The organism is Companilactobacillus mishanensis, assembly GCF_003946505.1.
GTDB classification, from domain to species: domain Bacteria; phylum Bacillota; class Bacilli; order Lactobacillales; family Lactobacillaceae; genus Companilactobacillus; species Companilactobacillus mishanensis.
Genome location: NZ_RHON01000006.1, coordinates 48,523 through 69,820, shown reverse-complemented (window position 1 = coordinate 69,820; position 21,298 = coordinate 48,523). Strand labels below are relative to the sequence as shown.

Here is a 21,298-nt window from a genome sequence, read left to right as displayed (position 1 = left end):
TTCCCCCATAATATAGTTCCCTAAAGTTTTATAAAAATATTCATAATTAAACTGTAATAGTATAGAAGATATTCGTCAATATAATTCTGGTCTACACCGGTATTTTTTTGAAACAAAAAGCCTTGATGCAAAATTTGCATCAAGGTTTGAATAGTTTGTATAAAGTACGAGTTTATACATTGTAAATGTTTTTATATCTATATACCATGTGATGTGGTACGCTTTTCAGCATACAGAAGTTTAAAGAGCGGTGGCTTGTTCTTAATCGAGGTGTTGCCTATCAGAAATTTGAATAGGAGAAACAATAAATACCATCCAAGAGAAAGGAGAAGCATGACTACGATCCTGAATGTGGTACCAGCAGTGATCATTCTTGTAATAGGTTGTACTTTAGGAATATTAGTATTCCTAAAAACCATTACATCAGTGATTGCTGCTTGGAAAGCGTTGATACAGGAATTAAAAAAGTAGACCCTCAATAACTTTGACGAGTTAGGGTCTACATCACTTAACAAGTCACCGTTTTATAAACGGCTGTGTAAAGGCAAGCTATTGACGTAGCTTGTCTTTTTCTTTCGCATGAATACAACTGAATTATATCATGCCATATGCGTATATCCAACCATTACCGAAAACTAATCAATGTATTTCAGTTCAAAATATTCACACAGGCATGAAATATTATCATTGAATGTCTTACCCACCGCAGAATATTCCTTTTTGAAAAATTCTGTATGAACTTTTCTCCAATAATCCAAAGTCTTATCCCCTTCTCCTTCAAGAAAAGCATGCTCAGCAGTTACATTTTTAAAAGGAACTACTTCTGAAACTTTTGTTTGAGTCACACAACCAGGATTACCTCTTCCATCGAGGATTATATTGTAATCTCCAGCTTTAGGAACGTAGTCATCTTTTTCATATAAATCAAACGCAGAAGTGGTCGCCCTCTTCACTCCCTGTTTTACTAATGTTAACAATTCATCTGCGACTTCTTCACCATAACCAAATGACCAAGATACATGAACGGAATTTGGATCTGTATTCGTTTCCTGACAAAACTTTTGCCAATATTCTTCTGAATTCATATTATTTAACTCCTTTGAAAGAAGCTCGGATCCTCAACGGAATCCAAGCTTTTATTTTAGTCACCACGTGTATACGAGGCGACATACTTTTCTCGTTTTTCTTCATCAAATTCATTTTCACTTTTGGCAATAATGATTGTAGCTAGTGAATTACCGACAACGTTAACAGCTGTACGACCCATATCCACTAAACGGTCAATACCGGCGATAAACGTTAATCCTGCCATTGGTACTCCGATGGTCGAAATCGTTGCTAACAATACAACAAATGATGCACCGGGAACACCAGCCATACCTTTAGATGTCAACATCAACACAACTATCAATGTGATCTGTTGTCCGATCGACAAGTTGATGTGATATGCCTGAGCTAAGAATAATGCGGCTAATGACTGATAAATAGCGGAACCATCAAGGTTGAATGTATATCCAGTTGGGATAACAAATGAAACTATACCTTTGGTTGCACCATATTTTTGCATTTTTTCCATCATCTTTGGCAAAGCTGCTTCAGAACTAGCAGTCGTAAATGCGAGAACAACCTCATTTTCAATGATTCTGAATAGTTCGTAGAATTTAACATGGAACATACGACCAACTACTGCCATAATCACGAAAACGAAGAATGCCATAGTTGCATAGGCAATCACGATAAATAATCCTAATGGCTTGAGAGCTTCAAATCCCATCTCACCAACGGTAACACCGATCAATGCGCAGACACCAATTGGAGCGACTCTCATGACCCAGTTAGTAACTTTGAACATAACATTTGCGGTTGCATCCAAAAACTGAGTGATGATTTTACCTTGTTCTCCAATAGCTGCGGTTCCTAGACCGAAGAATACTGAGAAGAAGATAACAGGCAACATGTCACCTTTACCCATTGATGCAAATATATTTGTTGGGATAATACCCATTAGGACCGACCAAATACCACCTTGTTCAGCAGTTTTGGCACTACTTGTGTATTGAGAAATATCTGAACTCTGTAGATCATGAATGTTGATATAACTACCTGGATGAGTAACATTGGCAACAACAATACCAATGATAATAGCCAAAGTAGTCATAACTTCGAAATAGATCAAAGTCTTGGCACCAATTCTACCAAGCTTTTTAATATCTCCCATATTTGCAATACCAACCGTCAAACATGAAATAACGATTGGCAAAACAATCATTTGAATCAAACTAATAAACATCGTACCGATGTTCTGCATGATTTGAATAGCTGCTTTATTATGGTAAAAAATTTGTCCCAAAATAATACCCAGAACAAGACCAATAATGATTTGCCATCCTAAACTTATGCGAAAATAACGTCGCCTTTGCAATGTGTACATCCCCTTAGAAAAACTTGCTTTATCAATTATATCAAAAATTGCAGGTAAAGTTAGTATAATTTAATAAATTTAGAATTGCTTTAATTTGAATAAAGCGGTTACCCAGTTCTAATTCATATATAATATAAGTAACATAATAATTGTAGAGGAGATGTTCTTATGAGAGATCTGACATTAAAAGACTATTCACAGTTTATAGTATATATTGCCTTACTTATTACGGCATTCCAAGTTTTGGGTTCAAAGTTTACCATCGTAATGCTTCCGCTAGTTGTCTTTATTATCTTATCCTGTATTTACATATTTAATCGAAAATACTTTATGGAACATTTCCCAATAGTAAAACACAGATTTGCTCCCGGGGTTTCTATATTCCTTCTCTTAACATTTTTCTTCTTATGTTTTAAAGGATTTGAATTGTATGGATTAGCAATCTCGGTATTTTATTTGATAATGTATTGTTTGATTCACTATGACAAACCAAAAAGTAACTAGGAGGTATTATGTCCGATAAGAAATATTCATCTAATATCAATTCAAAATTAGATACAATAATGGCAGACAATAACAATGCCCGAAATGAGTATTACGACAACAACCATACACAATTTGATTCCATTAATGAGCTGATGAAGGATTTAAACAAAAAGCTTTGAAGAAATTAATCTTCAAAGCTTTTTTACTTTATAAACGTGAAGAAACAAACGCTTCTAATGCTGCAGCAACCAGCATGATTGGAACTACTGCAAACACATAGACTGTCAGCAAATTAATTGCTGGTGTTTTCAATGCTGAAAGAGATGCTTTATGTTTAAACAAATTAAAGAATTGTTTTCTCAGAATTTTCTGAAATGGATATAAAGCAGCTATGAATATGCAATATCCCAAAAGCTCCAATATCCAATGGATGGAAAATCCCGCCGCCAATGTTGCGAACGACAATTTTGGCAACACGATTGGAAAGTAGAATACTGCTCCGGTTAATGCCGAAGTCAGAATAATTGGTAACAGATAAATAAATGGAACCAGTATCAGCGAAAGATAGAACATTTGAAAATTAACTTTAAACGCATTATTAACAAAATACTCGATCATCAATGCAAATCCAGTCATATCTTCAGTCCCACTTTTTGACTTTGAAATATCTGTCAAAATTGAATTTAAAGATGGATGAACAATTAATAATACCAAAAATGTAATTAAAGATACACCTACAAAGAACGCAAAAAACTTCAATGCAAGTACATGGAGGTCACGGCTTTTCAAAGTTGCCGAGACTGAACTACGTAAGTCTTTCATAAGGGCCTCCTCTTACCAAATATTTACACGTTGACTAGGATCCAACCACATTGGGTCTCCTTGCTTGATGTTGTATGTCGTGTAAAAGTCGTCGATATTTTGCAAAGCTACATTTGTTCTGATTGGTGAAATTGTATGTGGATCGAATGAATATCTCAACTCTATCATTGGTCCATCAACCATAGGCCAATCTTTTGCCCAAGCAGTGAAAAATTCTTTTGCATCAAAGTCTGGTAATGATTTGGCAACCTGAAGTGAAACATTCATCCCACCATTATCAGCCATATTTTCGCCCACGGTCTGCATACCATTGACAATAATACTATTGAACGGAATTCCGTCATACTCATTGATCATCTTTTGAACCAAAGTAGTAAAGTTGGCGCGATCTTCATCTGTCCAAGTATCACGGTAGTTTCCATTTTCGTCATAGTGTGAGCCGGAGTTATCAAAAGCATGAGAAATTTCATGCCCAATTATTACACCAAGGCTCCCATATAATTGGCTATCCGAATAATTCTCTGAATAATTAGGTTCCTTCAAAATACCAGCTAAGACGTTAATACTATTGGAGGAACGATTATAAAAAGCATTGAAAGTATACGTTGGCATCAACCAAATACCTTTTTCATTTGACGTATCAAAGTCTGTCTTAGCAACTTTAGAACGATACATATTTATAGCTTTTGTCATATCGTAAATGTTGTCCATTTTAGATAAGCCAAGAGATTTGTAATCATCAATTGCCGTAATTGTCTTAGGATAACCAACGTTGATTTGAATCTTGGAAAGTTTCCTCAAAACATTCGTCTTACCCTCAGCGCTCATCCATGAATTATTCTGGATTCGTTCTTTATAGGCTGAAACAATATTTTTTATAACATTATCAACTCGAGAAATAGTCTTCTCGCTGATATTTTTCTTCCCATAATATATACTCATTACTGTTTGAAATAATGTGGAAGTACTATTGTATGCATCATCTTTCGGAGTTGATGCATTCGAAGGATCATCAAAAAGTAAATCTTTGACCGCATCTCTTCCTTGTTTTCCAAAGACATAATAATTGTCAAAAACGTTTGTGACCAACATCCAATCTTTCATTTTTTCAAAGTAAGATTGGCTCATCATTTGATTGAAATTATCGAAAAATAATTTATCAGTTATTTGAGCATCCGTAGCAGTTGGATAAGACTTCTTGATATAGTCAGCTAAATCTACATTCTTAAAATGATTTTCAAAATCATTGATATCCATAACAATTGGATTTGCCATCTGGTCATCAATGGATTCGATGTCAGAGTTGTTGTAGAGTAGGTCATCAAATGTCAGTGCATTATCCAGAATATGTTTCGATGTAACTTCGTCATAACCCAGTAGCTTGAACAGCTTCGGCAAATCCTCATAATACTTCGATCTGTACGCAATACTATCTGAATCCAAATCCAACATAGGAATCATCTGCTTGGGGACTTTCATGCCAAAATTAAGTCTATTCTTGGAGTTATTTGCATAATTGACACCTATCACCAAATCGAAAGGCAAATTGTACTTTCCATCAATCAACTCGCCAAGCTGTGAATTAAAATCAGAAAAATCCTTCATATTATAAATCTTGTTCATATCATCTTTGAACGAATCAATTTTTACATCACTTGAATTTACAGTATCAAGATATTTGGTGTAGTAATCAGCTGCACTTTTAGTTGCTGAATCAGCTGTTTCCTTTCCCGCAGAGATATTGGACAAATCATTTTCAAAATCTTTTGCAATTTGAAGTTGTAATAACGATGCGTCTGAAGTTCCATCGTCATCATCTTTATGTTCTGCAAGCCAATCTTTATTAGCATAATAATAGAAATTATTTTTTGGAGTGGCTTCTGAAGGATGAACTTTCCAATCTCCACCTGGTTTTTGTTCAACTTCAGGAGTAGTAATTGTTAACGAATCATCAATTCCCTTTGCCGAATCCTCATTAGTATTAACTTGTTGTGGGTCTAACGTATCAACATTAGTATCGTCTTTATCTGGTTTTACTGTAGTAGTTTGTTCAGTTTGAACCGTTGAATCAGTAGTCGCAACAGTGTCTGCTTTTGCATTATCAGCGACTGCACTCATCCCCAAAAGAATCGTCAAAACAGTCGTACAAATAAATAATCCGCCCCTATATTTCATAAGCCGCCCCCAAGTTTTAATAATTTAATTATGCACGAGATAGCCACCTTTCACAAATCAGATTATAAAAAAAAGTTTTGAAGAAATTAATCTTCAAAACTTTTTTCTACCAAATACGTACTCGTTTACTTGGATCTAACCACATTGCATCTCCTTGTTTAACATTAAATGCAGTATAAAAATCAGGGATATTTTGTACAACAACATTTGCTCTTAGTGGTCCGATCGAATGTTCATTTGTTTCATATTTAATCTCAGTAATTGGACCTGAAATCATACGCCAGTTAGATGCCCAAGAAGAGAAGAATTCTTTCGCGTTGAAATTAGGTAATGATTTTGCTACTTGTAAGGCGACATTTACTCCACCATTATCAGCGATGTTCTCACCCAGAGTCTGTTCACCATTTTCGACTAGTGAATCGAACTGAATACCATCATATTCATCGACTAATTTCTTAGTCAAATCGTCAAATTTAGCTCTATCCGCAGCTGCCCATGTATCACGATAGTTTCCATTGGCATCGAAGTTTGAGCCATTATTATCAAATCCATGAGAAATTTCGTGACCAATTATTGCACCCATTGAACCATACAATTGACTGTCAGAATAATTTTCCGAATAGAAAGGTTCCTGCAGAATTGCCGCTAGAACATTGATACTGTTGTCAGCTGGTTCATAATAGGCATTTGTTTGATAGACAGGCATTTCCCAGATACCTCTCTCGTTCGTTGTATCAAAATCTTGCTTTCCAATTTTTGCTCGATAAAGTTGAATTTCCTTATTCCAGTCATAAATGCTTTCATATTTGGGGAAACTTAATGAAGAATAGTCATCAACCGTCTTAATCTCAGTTGGTCCACCAATTCTGACTGTAATTTTTGATAACTTGTTTAATACTTCAGATTTGCCGTCATCACTGAGCCATGAATTACTTTTAATATTATCTTTGTATGTAGAAATAATATTATCAATTAAACTTCCAATCCTAGTCTTTGTTTCTCCACTTACGTGAGTTCCAGCATAGTATTTACTCATTACAGTTTGGAAATTATTACTTGTATTCTCAAATGCATCATTTTCGTCAGTGTCCGTTGAAGGATCATCGGCAATCAAGTCTTTGACAGCTTCCTTACCCTTTTTACCGAAGACATAATAATTATCTAAAACATTGGTAACAAGCATCCAATCTTTCATTTTCTCAAAGTTTGGAGCACTCATAACATTGTTGTAGTGACTGTAAAAAGTTGAATCATCAATTTCGACATCTTTAGCAGTTGGATATGATTTATTAATATAATCAGTAAAATTAACATTATTAAAATGATTTTCAAAATCACTGATAGATACAACTTCCGGATTATTATCTTGACCGCCTGATAGAGCATCCTCATTTCTGAACATTAAATCGTCAAATGTTAAAGCATTATCTAATATTTCTTTCGTGGTAACGTCATCGTACCCCAACATTTTGAAAAGTTTTGGCATCTCTTCATAATATTTTGATCTGAATGCAATAGAATCATCATCCAAACTTAGAAAAGGCAAAGTATAATCTGTGGTTCCTGCACTAAATGCCAGTCTATTTTTTAAGTTGTCCTTCAAATTAGTTGTGACAGAAATGGCAAACGGAGTATCGAAATTACCATCGATCAGTTCATCCATGTTTGAGTTCAAATCAGAATAATTTTTCATTGAATCAATTTGTTGAATATCTTTTTTTAATGAATCAATATTAGTTTTCTTAGATTCAACTGTCGTTAAATATTTTTGATAGTAATCAGCTGCTTGTTTCGTTGCAACATCAGCAGTTTTATCACCTTTACTAATATCTGACAAATCTTTTTCGTAATTATCTTCAGTCTTGTCATTTATTATTGAAAAATTATCGGTACCATCATTGTCATTCTTATGTTGGTCAAGCCAATCCTTATTAACAGAATAATAAAAATTATTTTGAGGAGCGGCAGTTGAAGGGTCAACACTCCAATCTCCACCAGGTTGTTGGTCAACATCTGGTGCAGGCACTGTTAAAGCATCATCATTTTTTGTTGGTACATCAGTTGAGTTTGCTTGTTGTGAATCAGTAACAACAACATTTGTATCATCCTTAACGGAAGCTGTAGTAGTTGTTTGCTCCGTTTGAACCGATTGATCAGCAGTCGCAACAGTATCAGCTTTCGCATTCTCTGTAACAGCACTCATCCCCAAGAGTATTGTCAAAACAGTAGTACAAATAAGTATTCCGCCCCTATTTTTCATAAGTAGCCCCCAAAATTTAATAGTCTAATTATGCTCGTTCTATTAATTATTAACAAATTTATATAATAAAATGTACAGTATAGTTTACATTTGGGATAAAAACATTTATATTAAAACTACAAAGGTTGTGTTGAAATGACTGATCAGGATTTCGAATTAACCAACAATCTTAAATACTTTAGAAAAGAAAAGAAGTTGTCGCAACAGGATTTGGCCGATGCTGTTGACGTAACTCGTCAATCGATTTTAATGATCGAGAAGAACAAGTTTAATCCCAGTATTCTTTTATCTCTAAAAATAGCTAAAGTATTAGGTGTTGACGTCAATGAACTATTCTCTATAACAAATAAAGACTGAGGGTGGAACATATGTATAAATGGGTGATTAAAAAATTATTAGGTGTCGGAACAGTCGATGAATATGTCGAAAGCCTAGTTGGGAAAATGATGACATATATATTCTTCATAACTTCCGTAGTATCAATTTTGGCAATACTAAGTGATTTTTACTTCAATATTGGTGCAGAAACCGTTGAACTGATTATTCTGTTAACGATCACAGCAGCTTGGGTAGTAGCATTAGCTGTAATGATAAATATGAATTTAACAAAGAAAAAAGGGCCCAAAACATCAACTACCAAGATGTTACTAACCAGTATTTTGGTTGGAATTGTATTTCTCTTAATAACCTTTTTCCTAAATCACGAAAAATTATTATTATCGATAGTTTTCGGAATCATAATTGCAGTAGTAATGTTCATATTTAGTGTACGGAATAACAATTTTGAACATAGTAAAGACTAGTCTAAGCAAAGAGCAAAATATAAAAAGTCCAAGATACCAACCGAGTAGAAATACTCGATAAAGGCATCTTGGACTTTTTTGAACTTGACCTTGAACTAGCAAATGAAATACAACCACAAAAAAACAACCTACCTCATAAACAAAAAATACCGGTGTGTTGTCGGGCTTTATCCAGTACGTAGGGCATTGAGGAGGCAAAGCCGCGGAATTAATCTTGAGACGGCAAAGGCCGTCGCTAGATTAAAATTGTATCCAAAGACCGCACTTTGGCTTTGGATCAGCTCGCAGCGACCACGCCTCCTCAAACCTAACCGTAGTACGGCAGTGAACCTCTAATAAACAGTAAACTGAGACAAAGGCCAATACCGCAAAGAAACCCTACCAACAATCTCATCCCGATCAATAAACCCAATCAACCGACTATCACGCGAAATAGTTCGATGATCGCCCATCACAAAATAACTACCCTTGGGAACCCGATCAGTTTTCTTCAACATAGCCAAATAAGGCTTGTTATAAATGTTGATCCATTCTTGAGACTCCGCCAATTTCCTGACAGAAAAATCATAAGTATAACTGTACGACATATCAGAATAAATGCTGTCCTTAGATTCCATCATCTTGCCGCCTTGCTTCAGATAACTTTCAATATATCGTTCCCCATTTATATACATTCGATTATCCTGCGAAACAATATTATCTCCCGGCATCCCCACGATACGTTTGATATACAATGTATTCTTTTTGTCAGGAGCACGCAGAATAACTATATCTCCACGCTGTAACCCTGAATGACGGACTGTAATAACTCGATTACCCGTTTGAAAATTCGGTTGCATTGATGGACCAGAAATTGAATTTTTCGAAAATATATACTGAAATCCAAAGTAAACTGTACAAAATATCAAGACAATAATGACCATAGTTTGAACTAATCGTTTATGTCTAAAAATCCCTTTTTCACTGCTATTAGTAGAATTCATCATCCGTACCCTCGCATACGTAAATCAATTATTTAATTTCTACTATAATCATACTCTAAAAAATAAAATCCTTTCATTATTAATGAAAGGATTTTTTATTAATTATTTTGTAGTAATATCAACAGAACTTACATATTCATTCGTAGATACACGATAGAATAGCTCATTTGTGTTTTGGTTAAAAATACTACCGTTTGTATACCAGTATGAATCGGCTGGTAAGGCAGCATATTCAATAATATTTAAATTTTTATCGTAAAGAGGAATTCCAATCAAGTTCTTAGTATGAATGATATCTTCAAAACTAGAAACGATATATTTAGTTGGAATTTCTCCATTCATAGCTTGCTCAACGTCAGTTGATTTTACATACTGATTTCCATCGTTGATCGGATACAAGTACGAACCGTCAGCTTGTTTGATAATGTTATCAGTCGAAACGTCATAAGATTTGTTACCGACAGGTGCGAACATCTTCAAGTCCATCCCTTTAGGAGAATAAACCGGAATATCTTTTTTGATCATAAAGTGGATAAATTGATCACCATCTATTGAAAGTGGCACGGTAATCGTTGTCTGTGCCAGTGGTGTTTTAGTACTTGTATCAGCTTTTGCCAAAGTTGGAGTGACAACGCCGATAGTTGAAGCAATTAATAATCCTGCAAATGCACTAATCAATGATTTTTTCATAAGAGTCTCAAGATAAGGAAACCCAGCATTAAAATTCTAGGTTTCCTTATCTTTTTATGAGAGTTCCTTTCTAAAGTTTGTATTACTTCTTTTTTATTTTTATTGAACGTACGTTCGTATATTGTTATGATATATATATTGAATGTAACTTATTCGAAACTGTTTATCAGAAAAGGTGAAATTTGCGTAAATCAATGATGGAATACCAGTACCATTATGGCTTAAAAGTTAGATGTTACCCTTCAGATAAGCAGAAAAAAATCATTGAACACAACATCAATGGTTCTAAGTTTGCTTACAACGAAATGGTTGCTATTGATAAAGAGTTATATAAACTTCGTAAATGTAAACTGTACATCAAACAAGTACAAAACCGAATAGACTATTTAAAAAAACGTAAGGAAAGCACAAAATACTTATTTGCCTTACACTCCTGGCTACACCAGTTCAATGTTGGAACTGATGTAACAAGTATGGCTATCAGAAGTTACAAAGCTGCTTGGAAAATGTTTAGAAATGTCCATTCTTCTGGCGTTCCAAAATTTCACAGGAAACAGTATTCTGGTGGTTTCCAGTTACCTAACAGGTACTCATCAAAAGTTTCAACACCCTCCTTGTTCAATGGGAACATCAAGTTTGTTGATAACAAGCATCTGAATGTTTCCCTGATTGGTCGTATCAGAATATCTGGAAGTCATACACGACTGATGGTAGAACATTCTGGTATTCGCATTGGGACAGTATCTGTATCTAGGGACTCAATTGGAAACTATTATATTTCACTTCAATTGGCATCTGACTCTCCTTTTGTACAGACATTGAATATTACAGGAAATCCCATTGGAATTGATCTTAATACTGAAAATTTTCTAACTACTTCCGATGGAGACGTTGTAGATAACCCAAGATATTACAGAAAAAATAAGAAACAACTTGCAAAGCAACAACGAATTCTTTCTAGAAAACAGCTCAGGGCGAAGAAGGAACATCGCTCTCTACGTGATTCAAAAAACTATCAAGAGCAACGAGTACTCGTTGCTAAGTTAAATAATAAAGTTAGTAATCGACGAAATAACTTCTTACATGAAACGTCTACTGCACTCATCAAGAACCACGATTTGGTAGTAGCTGAAGAATTAAGAAGTAAAAACCTGTTAAAAAATCATGCTTTAGCTATGAGCATCAGTGATGTTGGTTGGAGAACCTTCCTACAAATGCTTGAATACAAGGCGAAAGTGTATGGGAAAACTTTTGTTACGGTTGATCCAAAGAACACAACTCAAACATGCTCACATTGTGGTTACTTGATGAAAGGTGAAGAAAAATTAACTCTTTCTGATAGAACGTGGACTTGCCCCAACTGTAATCAATATCATGTTCGGGATCACAACGCGGCTAAAAACATATTAGCTAAAGCCATATAAAATTGTTCAGTCCGTTTGGCAACTTGCGGACTATAAAGACCTTGGTAATTGCTATGTAAGACCCAGAATACTTCGGTATATCTAGGCAACGGTGTATCTAGGTAAATTGTGATGCTAACGTAATAAGTTACATTAGTTCTTACAAGCCTCCTACTTTAGTGAGGTAGTTGACATATCCCTCACCTCGATTTAACTTTAATCTAATAGATATTTCTTTACAAGCGAACATATAATCCAATATAAAAAAACACCCAACAAATATTGAGTGTTTCAATAATCTATTTAGCTCCGGCAAAAATATTGTCCAAAGCATTGTTGAATAATGATCTGTCTGTTGTCTTGTCGACACTGATTTGTAATCCAGGTCTGAATGCTTGCAATAGAAATTCCCAGAATGTTCCTGACAATCCAAGTGAATCATGATCTTCAATTGAAAGTGTGTAACGAATTGCATCTTCGTCTCCTGCTTCGACTTTTTGGACCCAGTTTGGTTCACGAAGGCTTTCACGACCAATAGCTGCGAATTCAATTCCATTATCAAGAACCTTTTCAGCATCAGCAGGTGTTTGGATATCACCAACACCAATCAATGGAATGTCATTTCCTAAGTGTTCTTTGATTGAAATATTTAGTGGTTTTGTAATTGATTTGTCATTCAATGACTTACGCCATACATCACCCATTGAAACGTGTAAGTAGTCGATAGGTTTGTTCTTGATTGCATCAACAAATGCCAATGTATCTTCAATAGTAATACCTGGCTTCTCAACTTCTTCAGGTGATAAACGGTATCCCATGATGAATGGAGTCTTAGCATACTCGTCAATTGTCTTTTGAACTTCATCAATAACTGCGAATGGGAAGTTCATTCTCTTTTCGAGACTGCCACCCCACTTGTCATCACGACGGTTTGAATGTGGTGAGAAGAATTGTTGGATCAAATATGTATTGGCACCGTGGATCTCGACACCATCGAATCCAGCTTGAATGGCACGTCTAGTAGCTGCACCGAAGTCTTTGATTGTTTGTTCAACTTCGTCTTCACTCAAAGCTCTTGGTTCCTCAGAATTGCTACGAACAGCTGTAACTGCACTGGCACTTACAGGTTGTTTGCCACGTAAAACTGATTTGAATGTCATACGTCCAGCACTGAAAATTTGTAAAATGGCTTTTGTTCCATCTTTATGAATTGCATCAGCCAAACTAGCTAGGCTAGGAATAAATTTATCATCTGCAGCACTTAATTCGCCTTCGAATCCTTTACCCTCATCGTTAACGTTAGCAACAGCAGTAATAAACATCCCTGCACCACCAGTATGAATACGATAGTATCTTAATTCATCTCGTGTAACTTCACCATTTGAAAAACTCATCATTTCTGTCATTGGTGGAATCACGATTCTATTCTTTACAGTGATTCCTTTCTTTGCAAAAGTATATGGTTCCAAAAATTTATAATCAGCCATAAATATTCCCTCCATCTATTTACAAGAATTATGATACCGCTAACAAATTCGTTTGTGAAATATTTGGTTTGACTTATCAACTGATTACTTTCCAATAATTCCGTAGAAGAACAGATGGACCAGTTCCTTCTCGTGTTTCTTCATTTCAACAGCTTTTTCAAAAGCAACGCCATCAGGTCTCATAACATAATCAACATACATATCGAGATAGATCATTGCCCCACTATCAGAAATATCTTTGCTGACGACATTTTCGGCACGTCCTTGATCTAATAGTTTCTTCCAAAATCCAAATTTCAAATTATTATATTTATGCATTACTTTCGTATCGCCGTTGCGCCCTTGAAACTCATCGACCATGAACTTGAAAAAATCATTGCTGATATTATCTGAAATATCTACACTGTCGACCATCATATCTTGCATTTTATCCATGAAAGACTTGGAACTATCGTCAAGCTGCTTGTCATATTGAGCGTAACCTCCGACCACCATTTCCATAACAACGGCTCTTGCGAGGTCTACTTTACTTTCATAATACTTATACAAAGTAACTTGAGATGATTTCGCAGCTTTGGCAATATCAGCGACTGATGTTTTTTTGTATCCATTTTCCATAAAGCAGGCTGTAGCAGCATCTAAAATATCCTGTTTCTTTAGCTTTTTTCGTTTGTCATTTCCATTCAAAATGACCACCTCCAAAATAATTTTCCAAAAATATTTCAGTTATTATTGTGTGATATAGGCATTCCATAAATTACGCGATAAATTAGTTCACTTTCCCAAGATTTCGGCGTTGACAGCGCTTATCTATGGCTATAATATACGAGTAAATAATGAACTATTCAAGAAGAATATTTCAGTTTTTGGGGGTATTTTAACAATGACGAAAACAAATGAACCTGTCCTACATATTGATCACTTACAAAAGAAATTTGGAAAATTTGAAGCTTTAAAAAATGTTAGTTTTGATGTCTATCCTGGGGAAGTATTTGGATTTATTGGGCCAAACGGTGCTGGTAAATCAACTACCATCAGAACTTTATTAGGGATTCTGCGTGCAAATGGTGGTACAGCTACTATCTTTGGTCAAGATGTTTTCAAAGACTCTGTCTCGATCCACAAGCGTCTAGCGTACGTTCCCGGTGACGTTTATCTCTGGCCTAATCTAACAGGTGGCGAAATTATCGACCTATTCCTGAAACTAGGCGGTAGTATGCATTCGCAGAAAACCGACGATATGATCAAACGATTCCAACTTGATCCTACTAAAAAAGCCAGGACTTATTCAAAAGGTAATCGCCAAAAGGTTGCTTTGATTGCCGCATTCTCGACTGATGCTGACTTTTACATTTTTGATGAGCCGACTTCAGGACTGGATCCTCTAAATGAAGAGTATTTCCAAAAATCTGTATTGGAGCTCAAAAAACAAGGTAAAGCAGTCTTACTTTCCAGTCACATTTTATCTGAAGTTGAGAAAATGTGTGACCGCATTGGAATCATCAGAAAAGGTGAAATCGTTGAGACGGGTACTTTAGCTGAAATGAGACACTTGACTCGTACTGTGATTGAATTCAAGACCATTGATCCTGCTCCTGAATTGGGCAGCATGCCCGGAGTCCATAACGTCGTTACACAAGCAAATGGTTTACAAACTTTCTCAGTCGACTCTGATCATATGACGGAAGTCATGGACTATCTTGCAGGCAAACAAATAGTCAGCTTACAATCAACTCCACCAACACTTGAAGACTTGTTTATGAGATATTACAACACAGATGAGAATACAAAAGGTGGTGTAAAAAATGAGTAACCGTGTTTTTGCAAAAACTGGATTCCTGACCAGATTCAGTTTTAAAAAGGACTGGCTAAAACTAGTAATCTGGACGGTAGCTTTAGCAGGATTATTCACTTCAGTCGCTGCCAAGTTCACTAGCTTATATGGAACAAAATCTTCAATTGACACAATTGTTTCAACACTAAAATCACCAGCAATGACTGCCCTTTTTGGAAAAATGCCTAGTGGTCCCTACACGACCGCAGATGTTTTTGCATCCGAAATGACCGTCTTTATGGCAATCATGGCAGCAATCATGAATTTTTCGATAGTTATTAAAAATACCAGATCAGATGAAGATACTGGAATCCTCGAGATAATCCGTGCACATTCAGTTGGAAAGATTTCAAATCTCACCGCTACACTGATTGAGGTATTTATCGTAAACATATCAATAGGTCTGCTTTATTCAATTGGATTAATAACGGCCAACTTGCATGGAACCGACATTAATGGCGACTTCCTGCTGGGAATCGGTTTGGGAGTTTCTGGATTGATGTTTGCTTCAATTGCAGCATTCTTAGCACAATTAGTCGATAACGCTCGTGCTGCTTCAATGTTGTCCTATCTAGTTTTAGGAATAATGTACATCGCCAGAATGTCGACTGATGTTTCCCGTCCAAAACTTACTTGGTGGGTACCATTCGGCTGGGTCGAACTGTTTTCTATCTATAAGGATAACAACTGGACACCAGTTTTCTTGATGCTTGGACTATCGATCATCTTGTCTGCACTAGCAATGTGGATCAACTCCAAACGTGATATGGGTGCTGGGATAATCGCCACTCGTCCTGGACGTGCCCACGCTTCGGTCTTTTTAAACGGAACTCTAGGCTTATTCTGGAGATTGCACAGAACTAGTATCATCGTCTGGGTCATTGGATTAATGGTCCTCGGATTCACTTACGGATCAATATTCAATACAATTGGCGACTTGCTAAAAACTAATCCTACCATCGCTACTATTTTAGGTCCTGATGCCTTACGTTCAGCTAACGTTCGTATCATCAAAGAATTCGCTGCTGCCTTAATGATAGTCTTTGGAGTTTTAGCAATGATACCTGGAATTCAAATCATCAACTACCTTAAAACTGGTGAAAGCAAAGGATATCTTGAGATGATCCACGCAAAACCAGTTGGCAGAATCAGACTATTCACCAATAATTTTATCCTTGCCTTATTCACAACATACCTAGCATTATTTACTAGTATTTGGGGATTACAACTAGGTGGCGTCTACTCAATGAAACATCCAATTGGATTAGATATATTCATGCGGGGATTTTACGGATATATCTCACCAATATTTATCATGTTGGGAATCGCCGTTGCCTTGATCGGTCTCGCTCCAAAATTGGCAAACTTAAGTTACGCATATGTCTTAGTAGCATTGTTTGTTGGATATTTTGGAAAACTTATCGACTTACCAAAATGGGTCGACAAAATAACCCCATTTGGGTTCATCCCTAAAGTACCTCTTCATACATTGGATCCAGGAACATTCTGGTGGCAAATGTTGATAGGACTTGTACTTATCATTATTGGATACATCGGATATGTCAATCGTGATATCAATGGAGCCAATTAGCATACATAAAAAATACCTTCCATATTTAAACGTGGAAGGTATTTTGTTTTCTATTTATCTATTTATTATCAGCAACGTGATCCCATGGTAACTGTTGAGCACCATCTGGTGCAGACAAGCTACTGTATGATTGTCCAGTACCATCAGAATATACGACGTCTCCGTTATACTTCACGAAAGTTGGTCCATCATGCATATAATCGCCAGTTGATTCAACTTCATATCCGCCAGGTACAGCATAGCCTGTAAATGTACCAGGATTTGATGCCATGGCGTGTTCCATTAAACTCTTTGCCAAACCTACAGATGTGATTGGATCACTTTCTCTAGCCGATGACGAGCTTCTAGCCACTGGGCTTGCTACTCTTGTTGCAGCAGCTCTAGTTGAGGCTGAGCCCGTTGATGCAGTCGTGATATTTGATTTTGCTAATTGTGTTGGAGCCCCTGCTTTTTCAGCACTAGCTGTGCTTTCCCCTGAGGCTTTCTTCTTGTCAGTTTTCTTCTTATCTGACTTCTTTTTGTCAGATTTCTTACTTACTTTTTCTGTCTTTGTGGAATCGCCGGATGAACTCTTAGCACTGTGATTTCCACATGCGGATAAGGATAATAGTGCCAAAACAGTTAATGACACTACTCCGAATTTCTTTACTGTTTTCATATTTAAAATAACCCCCTATTGGTTATTGACACTGATTATAAACAGAATAGGATTAATAGATAGAAAAAGCACTTTTTAATTATTTATGGAAATTATGGAAAATTTTATAACAAAAAAGACGGTGATCGTATCACCGTCTTCGTCTCATTCTTTTCTCTAAACTTGTCCAATCTCAACTTGAACATCTTTTGAAAGCTTATCTTCAAGGAATTTTTCAATTTCCTTATATGATCTCTTAAAATTTAACTCGATTTGTTGTGGTCGGTTGGTATTGAAAATAACCGCAACACGCTCGTTTCTTCCTGGTAGTTGTATTGGTATCAGTGTGACATGAACGATTTGTGAGTAGTCTAAAACTCCTGAATAAAATCCGCTCAAAATAATTTTCTTATTTCCGATACCACCTACACCGTTCATGATCGTCAAAGTTACAAACTCTGCCACCATGAATATATAAGGTAGTCGGTCAACTGGGGTAATCATTAACCAAGCGCCAACAATTCCGGCAAAAATCAAAGCTGAAATCCTGTATGTGGCCCGGATTTCAATTTGAGATTGCCAATAAATGCTAAAAATGGCACCAACTAGGAACACGACATCGATAAAAATTATAATTCCATCCATAATCTCCACCGTTCCTTTCTTGTACCTGTATTGTAAGTTACTATCCACTCTAATTCAATTGATAATGGTCAATTATTGAAGCAATATATTCATAAATATTTTTAAAAATATAACAGGATATATATACTATATGGACATTTTGTTAAGTGTGCCTAATTTTATTGTTTCCCCGGTTTAATAACCTCTCACTTAGTGGTATTATATGCAGAGAAAATAAAAGGGGGAAATAAGCTTGAGTGATAAAAAAGAAAAACACGAAGGCCTAATCCATTACGCTAACGGTCCTTCATTGGAAGAGATAAATAACACTGTTGACGTACCAACTAATGCAGGATTTTTCAAAACCCTACTTGCATATAGTGGACCAGGAGCACTAGTTGCTGTTGGTTACATGGATCCTGGTAACTGGGTCACATCTATCGCCGGTGGTGCTCAGTTTAAATATAAGCTACTTACAGTTATCTTGATTTCAAGTTTGATTGCGATGTTGCTACAATACATGGCCGCAAAACTTGGAATTGTAACGGGGAAAGATTTGGCTCAGCTTACTAGAGAAAACACTAGTAAAGCCGGAGGATTTGTTCTCTGGATAATTACTGAATTAGCAATTATGGCGACAGATATTGCCGAAATAATTGGTTCTGCGATTGCTCTAAAATTGCTGTTCCACATACCTATTCTACTTGGTATTATAATCACCGCATTTGATGTTCTACTATTATTGGTATTGATGAAGCTTGGATTTAGAAAAATCGAAGCTATCGTTGCAGCATTGATCATGGTTATCTTGGTCGTCTTCTTATATGAAGTTATCCTTGCACAACCAAACATGGGTGAAATGGTCGTTGGATTCATTCCTGATCCAGTTATCTTGCAAAACCAAAGTATGCTTTACCTTTCATTAGGTATCGTTGGTGCGACAGTTATGCCTCATAACTTGTATCTTCACTCTTCAATTTCACAGGCTAGAAAATATGACCACAATGATCCAAAAAGTATCCATCAAGCAGTCAGATTTTCAACTTGGGATTCAAATATTCAATTAACATTAGCTTTCATCGTTAATACATTGCTATTACTACTTGGTGCAGCTTTGTTCTACGGTACAAAGAGTGACTTGGGACGTTTCGTTGACTTATACAATGCCCTACAAAATCCTAAAGTTGCCGGTTCTGTTGCCAGCCCATTATTGAGTACATTGTTCGCCGTTGCCTTATTGGCATCAGGTCAAAACTCAACAATTACTGGTACACTTTCAGGACAAATTGTTATGGAAGGTTTCATCCACATGAAGATGAAGCTATGGGCAAGACGTGTAATTACTCGTTTGCTTTCAATTATTCCAGTTATCGCATTTGCCTTGATCTACAATGGTAATGAAGCAAAAATCGAACAATTACTAACACTTTCACAGGTATTCTTGAGTGTGGCTTTACCATTCTCAATATTCCCATTAATTAAGTACTCTAGTGATAAAAAACTGATGGGTGAATTTAAAAATGGAACTTTCTGGAAATGGCTTGGTTATGTAATTGCTGTTATACTAACCATCTTGAACATTTGGTTGATTTACACAACACTTGTTCCAGGTGCATAAAGTAAACATAAATAATTCAATTTAATAATTAATTAATAAGGCATATAAAAATATGTCTTATTTTTTTGCCATTTTTACAAGTAAAAGTTGGCTAATTTGGATTATTCTTTTCAAAATTACAAAATATTGCTCACTTTGTCACAAAAATAATAATCTAATTGTAATTGCTTTCATGAATGATTAAACTTGAACTATTCAAAAACGAGGAGTGATTTTTTATGAAGGAAAACTTCGATTTCCTAATGCCTAGTGTTAACTTTTTCGGCGCAGGTGTTATTAAAAAAATTGGCCAACGTGCCAAAATGTTAAATATGACAAAGGTTATGATCGTAACAGATAAATTTTTGGAAAGTGTTGATAACGGACCAGTTAAACAAACATTAGCATCACTTGACGAAGCTGGCGTAGACTACGCAGTTTACAATGGTGTTGAACCAAATCCAAAAATCAGAAATATCCAAGAAGCTAAAAAAGTATACTTGGAAAATGGCTGTAACGGAATTATCACTGTTGGTGGTGGTTCTGCTCATGATACTGGTAAAGGTACTGGTATTATCTTGACAAACGGCGACGACATCACAAAACTTGCCGGAATCGAAACTTTGGAAAACGCTTTGCCACCATTGATGGCCGTAAATACAACTGCCGGAACAGGTTCAGAACTTACAAGACACTGTGTTATCACAAACCAAGAAACACATTTGAAGTTCGTTGTGGTTTCATGGAGAAATATTCCACTAGTATCATTCAACGATCCAATGTTGATGTTAGATGTGCCTGCAAAACTCACAGCCGCAACAGGTATGGACACATTCGTTCAAGCAATCGAACCTTATGTTTCAACTAACCGTAATGCAATCACAGATGCACAATGTGTTGGAGCAATTCAATTAGTAGAATCAAACTTGAGAGAAGCCGTAGCAAATGGCCACAACGTCGAAGCACGTTCAAACATGGTCCAAGCCGAAATGCTTGGTGGAATGGCCTTCAACAATGCCGACTTAGGTTATGTACACGCAATGGCTCACCAACTAGGTGGACAATATGATGCACCACACGGTGTATGTTGTGCAATCTTACTACCAATCGTTGAGGAATATAACATCGTAGCTTGCCCAGAAAGATTCGCAGAATTAGCAGATATCATGGGTGAAAATACTGAAGGATTATCAGTAAGAGATGCCGCACAATTATCAATCAAAGCCATGAGACAAATGGCCGATGATGTAGGTATCCCACGTTCAATCAAAGAAATCGGAGCAAAATCAGAAGACTTCGAATTAATGGCAGAAAACGCATTGAAAGACGGAAATGCATTCTCTAACCCACGTAAAGGAACAAAACAAGATATTATCGATTTGTTCCAGAAATCATATGATGAAAAATAGAGAGAGCAAAAGCACACGCATTTGACTTCTCATATAACGTAGAAAATAGGTGCAGCCACGAAGTGGATGTGCCTA

General features: G+C 36.1%; 19 protein-coding genes. 8 read left to right on the top strand and 11 right to left on the bottom strand.

The genetic code is table 11. From position 1 onward, the window contains the following. Positions 1-635: 635 nt before the first annotated feature. Positions 636-1,085 carry an ASCH domain-containing protein gene (locus EKM63_RS08100; protein ID WP_125705503.1) on the bottom strand — a complete coding sequence of 150 codons (450 nt, stop codon included), beginning with the start codon at positions 1,083-1,085 and terminating at the stop codon, positions 636-638. Between the two features lie 56 nt (positions 1,086-1,141). After that, complete coding sequence (locus EKM63_RS08095) at positions 1,142-2,431, bottom strand: cation:dicarboxylate symporter family transporter (protein WP_191988657.1); 1,290 nt, start codon at positions 2,429-2,431, stop codon at positions 1,142-1,144. Between the two features lie 503 nt (positions 2,432-2,934). Between EKM63_RS08095 and EKM63_RS11330 the strand changes: the two genes are divergently transcribed. Further along, positions 2,935-3,087, top strand: coding sequence for a hypothetical protein (locus tag EKM63_RS11330; RefSeq protein ID WP_153383829.1), 153 nt, complete (start codon positions 2,935-2,937; stop codon positions 3,085-3,087). A 28-nt stretch (positions 3,088-3,115) separates the two neighbouring features. Here the strand turns inward: EKM63_RS11330 and EKM63_RS08090 are convergent, their stop codons facing one another. The 3 genes from EKM63_RS08090 to EKM63_RS08080 form a co-directional block, all read right to left on the bottom strand. Next, on the bottom strand, positions 3,116-3,730 hold the full coding sequence (locus EKM63_RS08090; RefSeq protein WP_125705498.1) for a stage II sporulation protein M: 615 nt from the start codon (positions 3,728-3,730) through the stop codon (positions 3,116-3,118). Between the two features lie 12 nt (positions 3,731-3,742). Continuing rightward, on the bottom strand, positions 3,743-5,905 hold the full coding sequence (locus EKM63_RS08085; RefSeq protein WP_125705496.1) for a M13 family metallopeptidase: 2,163 nt from the start codon (positions 5,903-5,905) through the stop codon (positions 3,743-3,745). Between the two features lie 106 nt (positions 5,906-6,011). After that, positions 6,012-8,165, bottom strand: coding sequence for a M13 family metallopeptidase (locus EKM63_RS08080; RefSeq protein ID WP_125705494.1), 2,154 nt, complete (start codon positions 8,163-8,165; stop codon positions 6,012-6,014). Positions 8,166-8,300: 135 nt separating this feature from the next. On the opposite strand from EKM63_RS08080, the gene EKM63_RS08075 reads away from it, so the two are divergent. Both EKM63_RS08075 and EKM63_RS08070 read left to right on the top strand, forming a co-directional pair. After that, the gene (locus tag EKM63_RS08075; protein ID WP_125705492.1) at positions 8,301-8,522 is read left to right on the top strand and encodes a helix-turn-helix transcriptional regulator; all 222 of its coding nucleotides are present in this window, start codon (positions 8,301-8,303) and stop codon (positions 8,520-8,522) included. An 11-nt stretch (positions 8,523-8,533) separates the two neighbouring features. Then, complete coding sequence (locus EKM63_RS08070; protein ID WP_125705490.1) at positions 8,534-8,968, top strand: hypothetical protein; 435 nt, start codon at positions 8,534-8,536, stop codon at positions 8,966-8,968. Between the two features lie 332 nt (positions 8,969-9,300). Here EKM63_RS08070 and lepB read toward each other — a convergent pair whose 3' ends face one another. Both lepB and EKM63_RS08060 read right to left on the bottom strand, forming a co-directional pair. Continuing rightward, on the bottom strand, positions 9,301-9,954 hold the full coding sequence (gene lepB / locus EKM63_RS08065; protein ID WP_225418279.1) for a signal peptidase I: 654 nt from the start codon (positions 9,952-9,954) through the stop codon (positions 9,301-9,303). 99 nt (positions 9,955-10,053) lie between these two features. Then, on the bottom strand, positions 10,054-10,641 hold the full coding sequence (locus tag EKM63_RS08060) for a hypothetical protein (protein WP_125705488.1): 588 nt from the start codon (positions 10,639-10,641) through the stop codon (positions 10,054-10,056). Positions 10,642-10,835: 194 nt separating this feature from the next. Here EKM63_RS08060 and EKM63_RS08055 point away from each other — a divergent pair, with 194 nt between their 5' ends. Then, complete coding sequence (locus tag EKM63_RS08055) at positions 10,836-12,065, top strand: RNA-guided endonuclease InsQ/TnpB family protein (RefSeq protein ID WP_125705616.1); 1,230 nt, start codon at positions 10,836-10,838, stop codon at positions 12,063-12,065. 278 nt (positions 12,066-12,343) lie between these two features. Here EKM63_RS08055 and EKM63_RS08050 read toward each other — a convergent pair whose 3' ends face one another. Together EKM63_RS08050 and EKM63_RS08045 are read right to left on the bottom strand one after the other, a co-directional pair. Further along, entirely contained in the window at positions 12,344-13,531 is a 1,188-nt protein-coding gene (locus EKM63_RS08050; protein WP_125705486.1) for an NADH-dependent flavin oxidoreductase, read from the bottom strand. A gap of 84 nt (positions 13,532-13,615) precedes the next feature. Beyond that, entirely contained in the window at positions 13,616-14,218 is a 603-nt protein-coding gene (locus EKM63_RS08045) for a TetR/AcrR family transcriptional regulator (RefSeq protein WP_125705484.1), read from the bottom strand. A 196-nt stretch (positions 14,219-14,414) separates the two neighbouring features. On the opposite strand from EKM63_RS08045, the gene EKM63_RS08040 reads away from it, so the two are divergent. Together EKM63_RS08040 and EKM63_RS08035 are read left to right on the top strand one after the other, a co-directional pair. After that, the gene (locus EKM63_RS08040) at positions 14,415-15,344 is read left to right on the top strand and encodes an ABC transporter ATP-binding protein (protein WP_125705482.1); all 930 of its coding nucleotides are present in this window, start codon (positions 14,415-14,417) and stop codon (positions 15,342-15,344) included. After that, entirely contained in the window at positions 15,337-16,956 is a 1,620-nt protein-coding gene (locus EKM63_RS08035; RefSeq protein WP_125705480.1) for an ABC transporter permease, read from the top strand. The genes EKM63_RS08040 and EKM63_RS08035 overlap by 8 nt, the downstream gene beginning before the upstream one ends. Positions 16,957-17,014: 58 nt before the next feature. On the opposite strand, the gene EKM63_RS08030 is transcribed toward EKM63_RS08035, so the two are convergent. After that, positions 17,015-17,614 carry a hypothetical protein gene (locus tag EKM63_RS08030; RefSeq protein WP_125705477.1) on the bottom strand — a complete coding sequence of 200 codons (600 nt, stop codon included), beginning with the start codon at positions 17,612-17,614 and terminating at the stop codon, positions 17,015-17,017. Positions 17,615-17,770: 156 nt separating this feature from the next. Beyond that, positions 17,771-18,238, bottom strand: coding sequence for a hypothetical protein (locus tag EKM63_RS08025; RefSeq protein ID WP_125705475.1), 468 nt, complete (start codon positions 18,236-18,238; stop codon positions 17,771-17,773). A 232-nt stretch (positions 18,239-18,470) separates the two neighbouring features. On the opposite strand from EKM63_RS08025, the gene EKM63_RS08020 reads away from it, so the two are divergent. Together EKM63_RS08020 and EKM63_RS08015 are read left to right on the top strand one after the other, a co-directional pair. Further along, positions 18,471-19,835 (top strand): Nramp family divalent metal transporter, encoded by a 1,365-nt coding sequence (locus EKM63_RS08020; protein ID WP_125705472.1) that lies wholly within the window; start codon positions 18,471-18,473, stop codon positions 19,833-19,835. Between the two features lie 218 nt (positions 19,836-20,053). Then, positions 20,054-21,223 (top strand): iron-containing alcohol dehydrogenase, encoded by a 1,170-nt coding sequence (locus EKM63_RS08015; RefSeq protein ID WP_125705470.1) that lies wholly within the window; start codon positions 20,054-20,056, stop codon positions 21,221-21,223. Positions 21,224-21,298 lie beyond the last annotated feature (75 nt).